20 protein-coding genes are annotated in these 16,001 nt (G+C 36.4%); all 20 read right to left on the reverse strand.

Annotated elements, in window-relative coordinates:
* Positions 1-14: 14 nt before the first annotated feature.
* Positions 15-1,100 (reverse strand): flagellar biosynthesis protein FlhB, encoded by a 1,086-nt coding sequence (flhB, locus tag AMD00_RS12935; RefSeq protein ID WP_053417458.1) that lies wholly within the window; start codon positions 1,098-1,100, stop codon positions 15-17.
* Between the two features lies 1 nt (position 1,101).
* Positions 1,102-1,878, reverse strand: coding sequence for a flagellar biosynthetic protein FliR (gene fliR, locus AMD00_RS12940; protein ID WP_053417459.1), 777 nt, complete (start codon positions 1,876-1,878; stop codon positions 1,102-1,104).
* Between the two features lie 4 nt (positions 1,879-1,882).
* Entirely contained in the window at positions 1,883-2,152 is a 270-nt protein-coding gene (fliQ, locus tag AMD00_RS12945; protein ID WP_053417460.1) for a flagellar biosynthesis protein FliQ, read from the reverse strand.
* Positions 2,153-2,165: 13 nt separating this feature from the next.
* Positions 2,166-2,831, reverse strand: a complete 666-nt coding sequence (fliP, locus tag AMD00_RS12950; protein WP_053417461.1) for a flagellar type III secretion system pore protein FliP — start codon at positions 2,829-2,831, stop codon at positions 2,166-2,168.
* Entirely contained in the window at positions 2,828-3,508 is a 681-nt protein-coding gene (locus AMD00_RS12955; RefSeq protein WP_053417462.1) for a flagellar biosynthetic protein FliO, read from the reverse strand. The genes fliP and AMD00_RS12955 overlap by 4 nt, the downstream gene beginning before the upstream one ends.
* A 5-nt stretch (positions 3,509-3,513) precedes the next feature.
* Entirely contained in the window at positions 3,514-3,876 is a 363-nt protein-coding gene (locus AMD00_RS12960) for a response regulator (RefSeq protein WP_038184126.1), read from the reverse strand.
* Positions 3,877-3,898: 22 nt separating this feature from the next.
* Positions 3,899-5,086: a flagellar motor switch phosphatase FliY gene (gene fliY, locus AMD00_RS12965; protein ID WP_053418294.1), complete on the reverse strand. Its 1,188-nt coding sequence runs from the start codon at positions 5,084-5,086 to the stop codon at positions 3,899-3,901.
* Positions 5,079-6,077 carry a flagellar motor switch protein FliM gene (gene fliM, locus AMD00_RS12970; protein WP_053417463.1) on the reverse strand — a complete coding sequence of 333 codons (999 nt, stop codon included), beginning with the start codon at positions 6,075-6,077 and terminating at the stop codon, positions 5,079-5,081. Before fliM ends, fliY begins: the two co-directional genes overlap by 8 nt.
* 30 nt (positions 6,078-6,107) lie before the next feature.
* The gene (gene fliL, locus AMD00_RS12975) at positions 6,108-6,533 is read right to left on the reverse strand and encodes a flagellar basal body-associated protein FliL (protein WP_053417464.1); all 426 of its coding nucleotides are present in this window, start codon (positions 6,531-6,533) and stop codon (positions 6,108-6,110) included.
* Entirely contained in the window at positions 6,523-6,744 is a 222-nt protein-coding gene (locus AMD00_RS12980) for a flagellar FlbD family protein (protein WP_053417465.1), read from the reverse strand. Before AMD00_RS12980 ends, fliL begins: the two co-directional genes overlap by 11 nt.
* Before the next feature lie 72 nt (positions 6,745-6,816).
* On the reverse strand, positions 6,817-7,611 hold the full coding sequence (gene flgG / locus AMD00_RS12985) for a flagellar basal body rod protein FlgG (protein ID WP_053417466.1): 795 nt from the start codon (positions 7,609-7,611) through the stop codon (positions 6,817-6,819).
* A gap of 81 nt (positions 7,612-7,692) precedes the next feature.
* On the reverse strand, positions 7,693-8,082 hold the full coding sequence (locus AMD00_RS12990) for a TIGR02530 family flagellar biosynthesis protein (protein WP_053418295.1): 390 nt from the start codon (positions 8,080-8,082) through the stop codon (positions 7,693-7,695).
* An 8-nt stretch (positions 8,083-8,090) separates the two neighbouring features.
* Positions 8,091-8,804 (reverse strand): flagellar hook assembly protein FlgD, encoded by a 714-nt coding sequence (gene flgD, locus AMD00_RS12995; RefSeq protein WP_053417467.1) that lies wholly within the window; start codon positions 8,802-8,804, stop codon positions 8,091-8,093.
* 4 nt (positions 8,805-8,808) lie between these two features.
* On the reverse strand, positions 8,809-10,143 hold the full coding sequence (locus AMD00_RS13000) for a flagellar hook-length control protein FliK (RefSeq protein WP_053417468.1): 1,335 nt from the start codon (positions 10,141-10,143) through the stop codon (positions 8,809-8,811).
* 30 nt (positions 10,144-10,173) lie between these two features.
* On the reverse strand, positions 10,174-10,815 hold the full coding sequence (locus AMD00_RS13005) for a MotE family protein (protein ID WP_157059248.1): 642 nt from the start codon (positions 10,813-10,815) through the stop codon (positions 10,174-10,176).
* On the reverse strand, positions 10,772-11,221 hold the full coding sequence (gene fliJ / locus AMD00_RS13010) for a flagellar export protein FliJ (protein WP_083446226.1): 450 nt from the start codon (positions 11,219-11,221) through the stop codon (positions 10,772-10,774). Before fliJ ends, AMD00_RS13005 begins: the two co-directional genes overlap by 44 nt.
* Positions 11,222-12,547, reverse strand: coding sequence for a flagellar protein export ATPase FliI (gene fliI / locus AMD00_RS13015; protein WP_053418297.1), 1,326 nt, complete (start codon positions 12,545-12,547; stop codon positions 11,222-11,224). It lies immediately after the preceding gene.
* Positions 12,547-13,335, reverse strand: coding sequence for a flagellar assembly protein FliH (fliH, locus tag AMD00_RS13020; RefSeq protein ID WP_211258647.1), 789 nt, complete (start codon positions 13,333-13,335; stop codon positions 12,547-12,549). Before fliH ends, fliI begins: the two co-directional genes overlap by 1 nt.
* Positions 13,319-14,332: a flagellar motor switch protein FliG gene (gene fliG, locus AMD00_RS13025; RefSeq protein WP_038184093.1), complete on the reverse strand. Its 1,014-nt coding sequence runs from the start codon at positions 14,330-14,332 to the stop codon at positions 13,319-13,321. The genes fliH and fliG overlap by 17 nt, the downstream gene beginning before the upstream one ends.
* A gap of 14 nt (positions 14,333-14,346) precedes the next feature.
* The gene (fliF, locus tag AMD00_RS13030) at positions 14,347-15,948 is read right to left on the reverse strand and encodes a flagellar basal-body MS-ring/collar protein FliF (protein ID WP_053417471.1); all 1,602 of its coding nucleotides are present in this window, start codon (positions 15,946-15,948) and stop codon (positions 14,347-14,349) included.
* Between the last annotated feature and the right edge of the window lie 53 nt (positions 15,949-16,001).

Consider the following 16,001-nt stretch of genomic DNA (forward strand, 5'->3'; position numbering starts at 1 on the left):
TCCTGCTTAAAACTTTAAATTTTGCGTTTAATACGGTATACATAAGCTAAAACTTCCGCAACCGCTTTGAAAAACTCGTCTGGGATACGGCCCCCAACTTCCACTTGATCGTACATCGCTCTAGCCAATGGTCTATTTTCCACCATCACAACATCATTTTCTTTGGCAATCAATTTAATCTTTTGTGCGATGAAGTCGGTCCCTTTAGCAACAACTTTTGGGGCATCCATACTTTCATCATCATACTGCAGTGCGATTGCATAATGGGTTGGATTAGTAATAACGACGTCCGCTTTAGGTACTTCCGACATCATACGACGCATGGCCATTTCACGTTGACGTTGTTTAATTTTTGATTTTATGAGGGGGTCACCCTCGGTATTTTTATATTCATCTTTAATATCCTGCTTGGACATTTTTAAGTTTTTTTCATAATCAAACTTCTGATAGAAATAATCCAAGATTGCCACACAAAATAATGTAAGTGAAGCTGCAATCCCCATTATTACTGTTAATTTACCAACAGTTATTAAAGTGACCCACGGAGATTTAAAAGACAAACTTAGTACATCATCTATATTCATGAGAAGAATAACTGTTGTAACCGATCCGATAAAGGTTATTTTTAAAACTGATTTTAGTAACTCAATAATAGCTCTCATTGAGAACATCCGTTTTAAGCCTTTAAGTGGATCAATCTTTTTTAAATCAAATTTTAATGACTCTGTAGTAAAAAGTAATCCGAATTGAAAGAAGTTTCCCGCGAGACTAGCTATTACCGCAATCACCATAATTGGTAATAAAACAAATGCCATCTCAATCATTACTTCTTTATAGATTTCCATAACTGAGCTAATCGAAATAGATTCAACTAACAAGTATCGACTAAATGTTTGTTTAAAAAATGCCATGACGCTATCTCTCATAGATCCGGCGCCAAATAATAAAAATAAAAAAACAGATAGGAGGGCAATTGCACTTGTAACATCCTGACTTTTTAATACTTGACCTTTTTTTCGGGCATCCAATCTTTTCTTAGGTGTTGCTTTTTCAGTTTTTTCCCCCGCAAAAAATTGTAAGTCAAGACGAATATATTGCATCTTATCCACCACCTATTAGAACCATAAAATCACGCATACTAACAATCATAATATTAAATAACTTTTGAATAACCGCTACCATTACTCCCATCATTGTTACTAGAACAAGAAAACTCACACCAATTTTGATTGGGAAACCAACCACAAAAATATTCAACTGTGGAACTGTTCTAGCTGTTATCCCTAAAGCAATATCAACTAAGAATAATGTAGCTACAATTGGAATAGCCATTTGAAAAGCAATACCAAACACTGTACCAAACATTTTAATAATAAATTCAGTGGAATTTTCTGATCCAAAGGATGGCCACATTTCACCAATTGGCAAGTATTCATAACTATAATAAATACCGTCTAATAGTAAATGATGCCCATTAATCCCTAACAACACTAGCAATGCCAGTGTATTAAAGAATTGCCCTAAGAGGGGACTTTGTGCCCCTGTCTGTGGATCTATAATATTCGCAATAGCAAAACCCATTTGAAAGTCTATAAAACTTCCTGCTATTTGGATAGCTGACATAATCATATAAGCAATTAAGCCGATAATTAAACCAACCATTGCTTCTTTTATAACTAATAATATGTATTCCCCGTTTACTTCCATTGGAGTAACGTCAATTGTGTAATACATCATCCATGCAATTACTGCCGCTAATGTAAGTCGCATTTTCGACGGGATTGTTTTATAAGAAAACAAGGGTACCGTTATAAAAAATGCCGAGATTCGCACAAGAATGAGAAGGAACACCGTTACTTTAGGTACTAGTTCTTCCATTCAATCACCCTATATACCGCAGTAAATTTTCAAAAATATCTGTTGCATACGAAGTCACTTGCGAAAGCATCCAAGGTCCAAAAAATACAATACCGACTAAAACAGCAATAATCTTCGGCACAAAGGCAAGAGTTTGCTCTTGAATTTGTGTCGTTGCTTGGAAAATACTGACTGCCAAACCAGTAATTAAAGCGATTAGTAATAAAGGCCCTGAAGTAAGTAGGACAACCATGATCGCACGTTCTGCAACTGAAATGACCATTTCACCTGTCATATTGATTCATCCCCTAAAAGCTTTGCAGCAATGATTTCATTACAAGATACCAGCCATCTACAAGTACAAATAATAGGATTTTAAATGGTAGTGAAATCATAACTGGTGGTAACATCATCATCCCCATAGACATTAATACACTTGCGACGATCATATCGATTACAAGGAATGGTATGAAAATCATGAAACCAATTTGGAAAGCAGTTTTAATTTCACTTAACGCAAAAGCAGGTACTAAAGTAGTTAATGAAATATCCTGAATCGTTTCAGGACGCTCTGCACCAGAATATTTTAAAAACAAATCTAAATCCTTCTGTCTTGTATGCTGACTCATAAAGTCTTTAAATGGCCCACTCGCTTTTTCGTAAGCTTCATCCAATGTGATTTTCTCATCAAAAAGAGGTTGTAATGCTTCTTTATTCACTTCTTGGAATGTTGGTGCCATTATAAAGAATGTTAAAAAAAGCGCCAATCCAACTATTACTTGGTTTGGAGGCATTTGCTGTGTAGCTAAAGCTGTACGTACGAACGATAGGACTATAACAATCCTCGTAAAAGATGTCATTAGTATTAATATACTTGGTGCTAATGATAGAACTGTTAGCATTAACATCAGTTTTACAGAAGTAGAAACATTGGATGGATCGCTGTCTGAGAAATAATTAACTAAATCACTCATTCTTTATCGCTCTCCTTTTGCTTCCACTCATTCAAATCTTGACTACGTTCAGATTTTATTTTTGAGATTTTTTGTTGAAATAGATCTTTGAATTCTTCTTTTGGTTTTTCATCTACTTTCGATGAAGGTCGTACTTTTTCTTTTAAACTAGTAAAAAGGTCTGCAATATATGGAACTTGATTTGCAAATTCCTGTTTGTCGTTATATAAGGTCATTAGACGCTCTTTTTCGACCTCGTTTGAGATTTCCTTAAGAATATGTACATCCTCACCTACACCAACTAAATAGAGCGAATCTCCTACTTTTAAGAGCTGCACCGATTTCTGTTGACCTAAAGACAATCCACCTAAATTTTGCATCAATTGGTTATGTTGATATTTTTGGTTGCGACTATTGACAAATTTTAACATCCCGTACAATAGTGCTACTACAAAGATAAGAGCTAGGACCATTTTAATATAATCCCATGGAGACAAGCCGACAGCTGTCGATTGTGTGTTTTTATCGACAGCTGTAGTTGAATCCTCTTTGCATACATCTTTATCTTTGTTATAGCAATCACCAACCATCCCCCCCGTCTCAGCAAAAGCTGGTGTCGGGTTAAGCATAGGATTAATAAATGTAATTGTTAATAATGATGCACACAACATCAGTTTCAATAAGGCTTTATAAAACATTCCGATCAACCTAACGCTTTTTGGATCGCTTCGATAACACGGTCAGCTTGGAAAGGTTTTACGATAAAGTCTTTTGCACCAGCTTGTATTGCATCAATTACCATTGCTTGTTGTCCCATTGCTGAGCACATAATAACAATCGCACTTGGATCTTTTTCTTTAATAGATTTTAATGCTGCAATTCCATCCATTTCAGGCATAGTAATATCCATTGTTACTAAATCTGGTTTTAATTCGCTGTACTTTTCGATAGCTTGAGCGCCATCTCCAGCTTCCCCCACAACTTCAAATCCATTTTTTGTTAAAATATCCTTGATCATCATGCGCATGAAAGCTGCGTCATCCACAATTAAAATCCTTTTAGACATGTCTAACTCCTCCAATAACTATCTATCTTAGATTGTTTAAGCGATCCGCTTTACTCAAAATATCTGTAATACGAACACCGAAGTTTTCGTCTATTACAACTACTTCTCCTTTAGCAATGAGACGGCTATTTACTAGAATATCAACCGGTTCGCCAGCAAGTTTATCAAGTTCAATAATAGATCCACTTGCTAGTTCTAATATCTCTTTTACGGAACGCTTCGTACGTCCTAATTCAACAGTAACTTGCAGTGGTATGTCAAGTAGCATATTTAAATTTCTAGCTTCCGCTTGCTTCAATGATGCATTTTCAAAGCTTGCAAATTGCGCTTGTTGTACATTTGCCGGCTGTTGTGTATACATTGGTCTTTCTGGCATTGCATATGATTGTTGATATTGTTGTTCTTGCATAGGAGTAGGTTGTGCTACTGGTGCCTGTTGTACAGGTGGTGCTTGAACTGGTGCTGCCTGTGGTGCTGGTGTTGGTGCAGGAGCTACCATAGTTGAAGCAATTTCTTCAGTATCTTGATTCATTAATTGGTTAACCAACTTCTTACTAAATCCTAGAGGTAGTAGTTGCATAATATCTGAATCTATTAAAGTACCAATTTTTAATCGGAAAGAAACTTTAACAAGTAAATCTTCTTCAGGAATATTGTCTCTACCTTCATTTTTAGAAATATTCATCAAATCGATTGATGGGGGTGAAATGTCCACTTTTTTATTAAAGATTGTAGACATAGATGTTGCAGCAGAACCCATCATTTGGTTCATTGCTTCCTGTACAGCACTTAAATGAATTTCACCAAGCTCATCTGCAGGGCTAGCACCATCTCCACCTAACATTAAATCAGCAATAATTGCTGCATCCGATTGTTTGATGACCAATAAGTTCATACCCACAAGGCCCATCGTATATTCAACTTGGACCGCTACATATGGATGAGGAAACTCTTCCTCCAAATTATCACGATTAATCATACTGATTGTCGGTGTTGTAATATCAACTTTTTGGCCTAGTAACGATGATAACGCCGTTGCAGAACTACCAAAGGAAATATTTCCGATTTCACCTAGGGCATCTTGAGATAACGCATCTAAGTATTCCTCTACTTTGTACTCAATTTGAGAAGACTTCTTATTTTCTAGTACGGGAGATTCGCCTCTTAATAGGGCTTCAATTTCTTCTTGTGATAACATTTCATCACTCATCAACTTCGTCTCCTCCTTTCAAAGACTCTATAACTTGAACAGCCATTCGTTTTTTCAGTTTCCCTGGTTGAACAGTAAATTTAGGTATATCGCCAACTTTTAATGTAAGTGGTTGGCTAATTTTCTGATCCAGTTGAATAACATCGCCTTGTAACAATAGAAGGAAGTCCTCAATTGTTATTTCAGCACTACCAAGCTCTGCTATTACTGGTAAATTAGATTGTTTCACACTATTTTCAAGAATCGCAGTTTGTTCTGGTGAAACTTCTTTTTTATTAGATTGCATCCAGTAACGAACCGATAGATTCGGTACAATCGGCTCTAATACGACATGAGGGATACAAATATTAATCATGCCACTTGTTTCTCCAATGATTGAGTTGAATGAAATAACAACAACCGTTTCATTTGGAGAAATCATTTGTAAGAACTGTGGATTCACTTCAAGCTCAGATAAAGCTGGATCAATATCAGCTATGTTTGCCCATGCTTCACGCAAGTTATCGAACGAACGTTCAAATAAATTCGTCATAATTTTCGTTTCAATTTCAGTTAAGTTATCGACGTTACTATGACTTGCTCCTGTTCCTCCCATTAAACGATCTAGCATTGAATACGCAATATTAGGATTAATCTCCATTAGGATATTGCCATCTAAAGGTGGTACTTCAAATACATTTATAAGTGTCATATTCGGAATTGAACGAATGAACTCTTCAAATGGAATCTGATCAACAGATGCTACGGTTATTTGCACGTACGTCCTAAGCTGAGCTGAGAAAAACGTCGTTAAAAGACGTGCAAAGTTTTCATGTATTCGGGTCAAACTTCGGATTTGATCTTTTGAAAAACGAAGAGCTCTTTTAAAGTCATAAACTTTAACTTTTCTAGCCTCTTCATCTTTCTTAATATCATCAGCCGTCATCTCACCCGTTGATAACGCTGATAAAAGCGCATCAATTTCGGACTGGGATAACACATCTCCTGCCATTTTCCCACCTCCATTTCAAAATAATTGACCTTACTGAATGATGTAGGAAGTAATGTAAACTTCTTGTACCTTACCGTCTAGCATCAATTCATTAAATCTTGTTTTTAACGTTGTTTCAAGCATTTTCTTTCCTTTTTTTCCTTCTAAATCGCTTTTTGTCATCTCTGACAATTCTTCAATCACAATACTCTTCACTTGGAAATCACGTTTACCGATTTCTTTAGCAGCTTTTTTACTATCAGTTTGGATTTTCAGAGAAATTTTAACAAAATTTGTTCCAGCAAGATTTGTTGTCAATTCAGGAACATCTACAGAAGCTTCGATGATTTCATCAATACTCGGCTCTTCGGCACTTCCTTTGTTCAACTGATTGACAGTTACCAATGCAATCACACCAAGCAGTGTAATTGAAACTAAAATAATCAACATAATGGTTAAAAGTTTGTTATTCTTCATCTTCTTCACCTCTTAAGTGCGGGTTTGATAGGAGCTGTACACTGTGATAAAAAGCAATCATACGTTTACTCACTTCTTTCTCAGTCTCTAATACAACATATTTTCGTCCGGTCGTTAACGTAATCGTCGTATCAGGAAACTCCTCGACCGATTCTATGTATAAAGCATTTAATGAGAATGGTTTACCATTTAATTTAGTTACTGTAATCATAGGAAATAAGGGCCGAGTCTTGAGAGCCGACCCAGCCCCCCTCCTTTTAATGAAAGTTATTTTAGCTAAAACTTATCGTTTTAAGTTAACAAGCTCTTGTAAAATTTCATCAGATGTTGTGATAATACGTGTATTCGCCTGGAAACCACGTTGCGCTACGATCATGTCAGTGAACTCTTCTGATAGATCGACGTTAGACATTTCGAGAGCACCAGAAGCAATTTCACCAATACCCTTAAGACCTGCAGTACCTACTGTAGCCGCACCTGAGTTTGATGTTTCATTATAATAATTAGAACCTTCCTTAGATAATCCTCCAGCATTTGGGAATTTAGCTAATTCTAATTGACCTGCTTTTTGCAATACACCTGCTTCATCAACATAATCTACAGATCCATCTTTACCGATAGACATACTTTGAGCGGTTGTAGGTATATTTATTACTCCAGCAGTTCCTTTTAAATACTTACCTTCCGCATTAACCAAATCACCATTTTTATCCATATAAAAATTCCCTGCACGTGTATACTTTAAATTTTTTCCATCTTTATCCATAACAACGAAGAATCCATCACCAGAAATCGCTAAATCTAGTACTCGGTTAGTCGTTTGCAATGAACCACCTTCATGCATTGTATCTATTGCAGCAATTTGAGAACCTAAGCCAATTTGTTTTGGGTTCGTACCACCTGTAGTAGCTGTTGGCGCGGAAGCACCTGCGCTTGTTTGTGAAAATACATCTTTGAAAACAACGCGACCTTTTTTGAAACCATACGTATTAACATTGGCGATATTATTACCTATAACATCTAATTTTGTTTGGAAATTTTTAAGACCACTGATGCCTGAATACATTGAACGTAGCATAACTTAATTTTCTCCCTTCGATTTTAGAGTGTACTGCTTCTGTCATTTGGCAGTACAAAGGCACCCTTAAAAGGTCCTGCCTTATGTCAGCACAATTGTGCCGTCGATATTGGTGAATAATTGATCTTTCGCTTCATTACGATCCATTGCTGTTATTACTGTGGCATTTTTCGCACTAACTATGAGCGCTGCCTGATCAGTTAAAACAAGCGAATCATTTACACCTTTTGAACGTGCTTCGAAAACTTTATCAGTAATTCTTTGCCACTGTTTTTCATCAATATGAATATTTCGTTCGTTAAGACGAACTGAAGCGTGTTTACTTATCTTTAACTGATGGCTACTAGTTGCCTTTTCTAACTCTTGACTAAAGGATTGTTTGCTTGTAGGAGCACTCGGTCTTGCAATTGACTGTTGTCGTAAAGTTGGTTGAAGTTGTTGTATATGTTGCTGAAATCTTATTTTATCCACCATATATCTTATTTCCCTTGTGCAATGGATACGATTTGATCAGCTGTTACTTCATCACCGTTACTAAGTATATATTTGATTTGTCCATCTTTTTTGGAAACGGATTGGACTGTTGCTTCATTAGTTACTTCTTTTGGTTGTTCTTCAGATTCTTCATTATCATCTTTATCCGTAGTCACTTTGTATGTAATATTTTTTCCGATTAACATACTCGCTTCTACTAGGGATCCCCCGTTACCACTCGCACTTCCATTAATCACTTCTGAAATATTAGCTGGTGTTAATTCTTTACCGTCTGCTAATACAAAAATTACGCCTTCTCCGCTGTATTTCACTCGGACTACAGTTCCTGTACCTTCATTAACAATCGGTTTTCCATCTTCGCCTTTTTTATCGGTCAACTCATGCCATTTCACTTCTTTGCCGATAAATGAGTTGAATTCAATTAACTGTGATTGTTGTTGTAATTGAGTTAAGTTTTCTAACGCTGTTGTCATATTCGTCATTTGTTCTAGAGATGAGAATTGGGCCATTTGTGCGATAAATTCTTTATCATCCATTGGGTTTGTTGGATCTTGGTTTTGTAATTGTGTAATTAGCAATTGCAAGAATGCATCTTTACCTAAAGCAGAGTTACCTGTTTGTCTTTGGTTAGATGGTTTATTGGCAATATTGTATTCATCTAAAATACTCTTTGTATCTGTGATTTTCGTATCTGCCATAATCCTACACCTCCATTTCCATTAAATAATTGCTAAATGTAAGTTCTTCATCTTGCTCGTCTTTGTTTTTAGCGTCTTGGTCCTGTGCTTGTTGCTTAAATGATTGATTGAATTGGTTCTGGCCTTTTTCTTGACGACTTGCATCGCTTAATGCTTGTGCGACATCAATACGATCAAGTTGTATATTTTGGTTAACTAAACCTTGTTTTAATGAATTTAGCTGACTATCTAGCATTTCTTTACCAAGTGCTGTTGAGGCTAACAATCTAGCTGTCATAACACCATCTTTTTGTACTAGTTCCACGCGAATTGTCCCTAAATTTTCTGGGTAAAGTTTGATTAATAACTTCGTCATGCCTTGCGCATTTGACGTTTGACTACGATTCATAATCGCTTGGAACTCTTTGACAAACGTTTCAGCTTGAGATGCCTTGTTCGTTGGTAATGTTAATGTCACCGTTGTGTTAGCTGTACCTTTTGTTTCTGTAAGAGTGGTTGTAACACTTTCATTAGCACTGGCATCGGTTAAATTAATCATTAAAGGTTGTACATCTTTAGATTTCACAAGTGAAAGTTGACTGCTCGATGCTTGATTTAGAAGCTGTTCTACTTTTGTAGATAAAGCAGATATCCATTCTTTCACTTGAAATACTTGTAATTCTTGATTTAAGACTAAATCTGTTTTAGGTGCTGCAAGCTCAACTAATTTTAAAAATTTCAGAACATCTGAAGCCTGAGTTTGAGAAACTGTTGCACCCTTTTCTCCACTTATAGAAGACATCAAATTCTGCATCAATGCAAAGGCATTTTGATCAATACCAGCAAGTAAATCCCAAACATCTTTTGCCTGTGTATCATCACCTGTTAACTTCTGAATCGCAGCTTGTAAATCTTCAACGTTTACCCCTAATAACTCGCCTAATTTATCTAGTGAAATACTTTCATTACTTAGAGTAGCTTCATCAATTGAACTATTCAGCAATTTATTTAAATCTGTTAGAGAAGTTACACCAAGTATGTTTGACATATCTTCTATAGTGATTGCTTGTTCCTGATCTCCAGTAGCACTGTTATTTAACACTTGTCCAAGTAAACCTTCTAGACCTCTTGATAGATCGATAGATAATCTATTTGAGCTAAATGTGGGTTCCTTAATGGACTGATTATTCAATTTATCTATATTACTTTGCTTACTATTTGTTGTAGCTGAAGCTGGCGGCTCATTCTTATTAGAAGTTAATAAGTATTCCGAAAATCCAGTATTAGACTGGCTATCAGTTGATTTTTTTGATTGACTACTTGCTTTCGGTGCTTCTATTTGTATCGATTCTATATTCATGATTTCACCTCCTTCCGACTAATAGAATTATTATTTCGCTAACAGTACAGTATATCGGGCAGCATCTTTCGCTGGCATCTTCTCTAAAACTTTCGCCAATGTTTCAGGTTTTAAGCTAGCTAGGATTTTAATTGCTTCCGAATCACTCATATTTATGATGACGGGAGCTGCTGCTTTTGGTGTCATTTTTTCAAAGGTTGAAACTATACTGCTAAATTCTTTTTGCGTTTCTGTTTTGCCCTTTTCTAGCTTATCGATTTCAGCTATTAGTCGATCTTGTTCAATAACAAGTTTAGATTTTTCATTTTTTGAGTCTTCTATTTGACCTTGTAATTGCGCAATTTGGGCTTCTTTTTCTTGAATTTGTGCTTTTAGCTCTACCATTTGTTTGGCATTTTCTTTTTCATCTTTTTCATTTAACACTTTTTCGTTAGTACTTTGGGCTGTACCACTTGTCCATTCTTTTGCTTTTTCAAAAACATTTACGTTTAATAAATGTGCAATGATCAGGAGAACGGCAGTTGTAAATAGTAATGGTATAATCACCCAATAAAAAAGCCTTTGAAGCGTACTAGGTGCTTTTATTTCCGAAGCTTTTGTATGCTCCAAATTTTTTTTTGCCATGCCATCACCTGATTTCTTTGTTGTAATATGCGACTGATGATAGTTCATCTAGTCGAATTGCTTCAAGTCTTTCTTGTTCTTCTTTAAAAGTTTCAAAATCTTTTTCTTTCATCTTTTCATACTTCCGAAATTCTAACGACTTTTCTAGCAATTTCTGTTCATGCCACTCCATTTTAGAGCGAGATTGAATAACCTTTTGCTGTACATCTACTATTGTCTTTTCAAGACTATCAATAAATCTTGAATAATGATGAATTTCATCGATACTAGAACCAGTAGACATTCGTTGTTGTTGAAAACCGATTAAGTCTTCTTTTTTCTTTAGCAGATTATAAAGTTTGGTAGCTACTTCTTCAAAAACTCTGACTGATTCTTTGAAAGCAATTTCTGTTTCATTTTTTTCTTGCTCTCTTACTGTCATTACTTTTTCAAAGCGATATGTATATGCGCTCAATTACAGCCCACCACCATTCGATAAACTGATTAATTCATTCACACTCTGCTGCATACTAACATTATCTAAATAACCTTGTTTCAAAAATGCAGTAATTAGAGGTTCATAATGAATGGCTTGATCAATTTCTTTGGAAGTTCCTCGCTTATAGGCACCTATATTTATCAAGTCTTCTGATTTGTTATACGTATAGTAAAGTTCTCGCAATCGTTCTGCAGCTTGGACATGTTCTTTAGAAACGATATGATTCATCAAACGACTGACACTTTTTAAAACGTTAATAGCTGGGTATTGCCCTTTATTTGCCAGTGTTCGATCTAGCACGATGTGTCCATCTAAAATACCTCGAACAGTATCTGCGATTGGTTCATTCATGTCATCCCCATCTACTAAAACCGTATAGAAAGCTGTTATAGAACCATGTTCATTTGTACCTGTTCGTTCTAATAACTTAGGCAGAATAGAGAATACAGAAGGTGTATAACCTCTCGTAGCTGGTGGCTCACCAACCGCCAAACCGATTTCTCGTTGAGCCATAGCAACACGAGTGACTGAATCCATCATGAGCATGACATTTAGTCCTCTGTTTCTAAAGTACTCTGCAATCGCTGTAGCTGTAAACGCCCCTTTAATACGCATAAGAGCGGGTTGATCAGATGTAGCAGCGACAACGATTGAGCGCTTCAAGCCTTCGGGTCCAAGGTCTCGTTCGATGAATTCACGAACCTCACGACCACGCTCTCCAATAAGTGCGATAACATTTAAATCTGCTTCTGTATTTCTCGCTATCATGCCTAGAAGGGTACTCTTACCAACACCTGAACCGGCGAATATACCAACACGTTGACCATTACCGACCGTTAACATGCCATCAATTGCTTTCACACCCACTTCAAGGGTTTCATTTATAGGTGGTCTAGTTAAAGGATTTGGGGGGTCCTCTTCTGTCTGCACAGTAGCAAGGCCCTTTGGTAAGTTGTGTCCATCAATAGGTAATCCCATTGAGTCCAATACTTTACCAATAAGTTCAGGCCCTACTTTTATTTCTAAAGGTGACCCTGTTCCTTCAACTAAACAGCCTATCGAAATTTCTCTAATTGATGTAAACGGCATGAGTACAACGATTTCATCTTTAAAACCGACAACTTCAGCTAAAATCTCTGTAGGTCCATTTTTTGAAGATTGCACATGAATTTTACATACATCACCAACAGAGCTTTCTGGACCTTGCGATTCTATCATTAGACCAACTACACGAGTTATACGACCATACTTTTTAAATGTTTGTACTGATGGAATATGCTCAACCAACTGCGACGCTTTCATCATTTCTGATCCACGCTTTCTAATATTTCTATTAGTTTCAATCGTAATTCATTAAGCTGTTCATCGATACTCACGACAATTCTTCCGTGATTTGTTTCGATATAACCATCCGTATCATTTAATTCTTCATTTACGAAAATCATGAATGGTACATCCACCGGGAAAATGGAAGCTAATTCGTCTCGATGACTTGATACGAGCTTATGATAAGTAAGTGAAACATACAGCTTAATTTCTTTCATCTCTCTTGCCTCTTTTAAACCTCGACGGACCACATTCAAAAACAGCTCTCCATTTTCTTCTAAGGCTAATCCTAAAATGCGCGTCGCAGCATTCATGGCCAATTCTAAAATGACTCTTTCTTGACTTTCTAGATATTGTTGAGCATTTTCTTGTGAACTGATAGTAGTTTCATTAGCTATTTGAACTGCTTCTGACATATTATCTTCAGCTTTTAAGCGTCCTTCTTCTAAGCCTTGCTGAAAACCTTCATCATATGCTTGTTGTTGAAGAATAAGCTTATCTTGTTCCCATTGATCTTTAGCAAAATCAAGTGCCTGCTGTTGTTCTTCACATTGAGCGAAGAATTGTTGTTGTTGAATGGTAATCTCAGATTGTGCTTCAGCAATAATACGTTCTCTTTCAGCTAAAACTTCTTCTAAGGAATAATCTTCAACGACTTCTTGCTGATCATCGGGTAATCTTAGCTCGCGTATTTCAATCGTTCTAATTTTCTCTTTGGATGATAGAGTATCATCGAATCGAATGATTCTAGACAATGACGTCATCTCCTCCACCACGAGCGATAATGATTTCACCTGCATCCTCTAAGCGTCGTGTTACTGCAACGATTCTCATTTGTGCATCTTCAACATCTCTCAGGCGAACAGGTCCCATTACTTCCATCTCTTCTCTAAATGTCTCAGCCATACGTTGGGACATATTTTTGAAAATGATTTCTTTTACTTCTTCACTCGAAATCTTCATTGCAAGGAGTAAATCTTCATTTTCACAATCGCGTATAACACGTTGAATTGAACGGTTATCCAGCGTAACGATATCTTCGAAAACAAACATACGTTTTTTGATTTCTTCTGCAAGTTCTGGGTCTTGAATTTCAAGTGCATCCAGAATTGTTTTTTCTGTTTGTCTATCAACACCATTAAGGACTTCTACAACTGCGTCGACACCACCAGTTTCCGTGTAATCTTGCGTCACAGTTGAAGATAATTTGCGTTCTAATACCGATTCAATTTCACTAATAACTTCTGGTGATGTTGAATCCATCATAGCGATACGTTTTGCTATATCAGCTTGTACCTCTTGAGGTAAAGATGATAGTATAATACCTGCTTGCTGCGGCTCTAAATATGAAAGTATTAGCGCAATTGTTTGCGGATGTTCATTTTGAATAAAGTTGAAAATTTGAGCAGGATCTGTGCGTCTCGCAAAATCAAAAGGTCTTACTTGTAGAGAAGATGTTAATCGATTGATAATTGTTTGAGCCTGATCCGATCCAAGAGCTTTTTCTAATACAGTTTTCGCATAACCAATTCCACCTTGAGAAATGTAGTCTTGTGCGAGTGCAATATTATGAAACTCTTCTATGATTTCTTCTTTTATCTCTGGTTCAACTTTTTTAACTCCTGAAATTTCTAACGTTAAACGTTCTATTTCCTCTTCGCTTAAGTGTTTATATACCGCAGCGGACACTTCTGGTCCTAGTGATATTAACAGGAGCGCTGCTTTTTGTTTACCAGATAAACCTTTTTCTTTCCTTGACACAGCTTTTCCCCCCATTAATCTTCAGTTATCCATGTACGCAATAATTTCGCGAAATCATCTGGCTTGTCTTTTGCCATCTTCTCAAGCTGTTTACGTCGTACGGTTGATTCTGTTTCTTTTTCTGTAGTGATATCTTCTACTTCAACTATTTCTTCTTGATCTTCAAGAATCATGCTTTCTTCTGTCGCTTTTTGTCTTCTAGAACGTAAGATAAAGAATACTAGTAAAATTATAGCAACTACTAAAATACCGCCTATTACATATACCCACCATGGAATTTTACTTGTCTCAGTTGAAGCTAAATGTGTTTTACCATTCAATTGTTGAACAGTGACATTTATTTTTTGATCGATTTGAGCATCAGTTAATTGTCCAGCTTCATTTTTATCAATTGAAGTACGGACGATCGATGCAAGCATACTTTGAATATCCTGTTGTACATTCGTTGGTAAAGTCGTTGCGTCGTTAGCTGTTGGTGGTTCTACCATTACTTGAATACCTAAGTCACGAATTCGATACGGACTTTCCACGATCTGACGTTTAATACGATTCACTTCATTATTAATCGTCTCTTCAGTTTTCTCGTAATCTCCATCACCAGTTGACCCAGATTGATAGTTTGTAAAATTATCAGTTGCATTTTCAGCTTCTGGTGTACCCGAAGCCGCAGCTCCAGTACCTGTAAATGTTTCACTAATACGCTGCGCACTGATTTGGATACCAGCCATATTCTCTTTATCCACTGGTTCAACTAGATTTTCTTCACGTTGTTCTTGTGTAAAATCAATATCAGTAGTTACTACAACGGCTACTTTATCTGCTCCCATTAAAGTACCTAGCATTGTTTGCACTTGGCGTTGCAAATCACGTTCAATTTGCTTTTTAAGTGTTAATTGTTGATTGACATCCGCACCACTAGCTCCCGCTGCTGCAGTATTAGTGGACTGTAAATCGTAATATTCAAAGTATTGATTAGTAATTACGATATTTTCGGGTGTTAGGTTCGGAACACTTTTAGATGCCAGATTATAAAGGGTTTGAATTTGCGTTTCAGTAAATTGATAACCTGGTTCTGTATTCAAAACTATCGATGCACTAGCTGGTTGCTGTGTATCACTTACGAATACACCCTCTTCAGGTAAAGTAATCATTACTTTCGCGTCTTTAACACCTTTAATCCCTTTAATTAAATTAGCTAGTTCTGTTTGTGTAGAAGCTAATTTCAAAACACTAAATTCATTATCAGTCATACCAAATCCAGCGTTTTGAGAGAAAAATGAGTAATCTATTTTACCAGATTGCGGAAAACCTTCTGATGCTAATTGTACTAATAGTGGATCAACTTGGTTTTCTGGGACTAAGATAGATGTTCCACCTGGTGCAATCTTATACTTTGTGCCTTGAGCATCAAGGGTTTCTTTTATTTTCCCTACTTCAGCAGTCGATAAATCTGAATAAAGTGGCGCATACGTAACTCTAGTTGCAAAGTATGTAATAACAGCTGCCAAAATAATAATTCCAAGAAGGGAACCTATTAACGTACCTTTTTGTGCTTTCGTACGACTTCCCCAAAACCTTGTGGAGTCGGTTTTGATTTTTGTCAGTCTTTCATTCATTTTAAGCCTCCGGTTATAGTGAATGTTCTAAAACGTGGTTAAATCCGCACTAA

The organism is Viridibacillus arvi (genome assembly GCF_001274945.1).
GTDB classification, from domain to species: Bacteria; Bacillota; Bacilli; order Bacillales_A; family Planococcaceae; genus Viridibacillus; species Viridibacillus arvi.

Bases quoted from the DNA above. Each gene is read 5' to 3' on its own strand.
- flhB (WP_053417458.1), bottom strand. From the start codon at position 1,100: ATGCAATATATTCGTCTTGACTTACAATTTTTTGCGGGGGAAAAAACT.
- fliR (WP_053417459.1), bottom strand. From the start codon at position 1,878: ATGGAAGAACTAGTACCTAAAGTAACGGTGTTCCTTCTCATTCTTGTG.
- fliQ (WP_053417460.1), bottom strand. From the start codon at position 2,152: ATGACAGGTGAAATGGTCATTTCAGTTGCAGAACGTGCGATCATGGTT.
- fliP (WP_053417461.1), bottom strand. From the start codon at position 2,831: ATGAGTGATTTAGTTAATTATTTCTCAGACAGCGATCCATCCAATGTT.
- AMD00_RS12955 (WP_053417462.1), bottom strand. From the start codon at position 3,508: ATGTTTTATAAAGCCTTATTGAAACTGATGTTGTGTGCATCATTATTA.
- AMD00_RS12960 (WP_038184126.1), bottom strand. From the start codon at position 3,876: ATGTCTAAAAGGATTTTAATTGTGGATGACGCAGCTTTCATGCGCATG.
- fliY (WP_053418294.1), bottom strand. From the start codon at position 5,086: ATGAGTGATGAAATGTTATCACAAGAAGAAATTGAAGCCCTATTAAGA.
- fliM (WP_053417463.1), bottom strand. From the start codon at position 6,077: ATGGCAGGAGATGTGTTATCCCAGTCCGAAATTGATGCGCTTTTATCA.
- fliL (WP_053417464.1), bottom strand. From the start codon at position 6,533: ATGAAGAATAACAAACTTTTAACCATTATGTTGATTATTTTAGTTTCA.
- AMD00_RS12980 (WP_053417465.1), bottom strand. From the start codon at position 6,744: ATGATTACAGTAACTAAATTAAATGGTAAACCATTCTCATTAAATGCT.
- flgG (WP_053417466.1), bottom strand. From the start codon at position 7,611: ATGCTACGTTCAATGTATTCAGGCATCAGTGGTCTTAAAAATTTCCAA.
- flgD (WP_053417467.1), bottom strand. From the start codon at position 8,804: ATGGCAGATACGAAAATCACAGATACAAAGAGTATTTTAGATGAATAC.
- AMD00_RS13000 (WP_053417468.1), bottom strand. From the start codon at position 10,143: ATGAATATAGAATCGATACAAATAGAAGCACCGAAAGCAAGTAGTCAA.
- AMD00_RS13005 (WP_157059248.1), bottom strand. From the start codon at position 10,815: ATGAACTATCATCAGTCGCATATTACAACAAAGAAATCAGGTGATGGC.
- fliI (WP_053418297.1), bottom strand. From the start codon at position 12,547: ATGAAAGCGTCGCAGTTGGTTGAGCATATTCCATCAGTACAAACATTT.
- fliH (WP_211258647.1), bottom strand. From the start codon at position 13,335: ATGACGTCATTGTCTAGAATCATTCGATTCGATGATACTCTATCATCC.
- fliF (WP_053417471.1), bottom strand. From the start codon at position 15,948: ATGAATGAAAGACTGACAAAAATCAAAACCGACTCCACAAGGTTTTGG.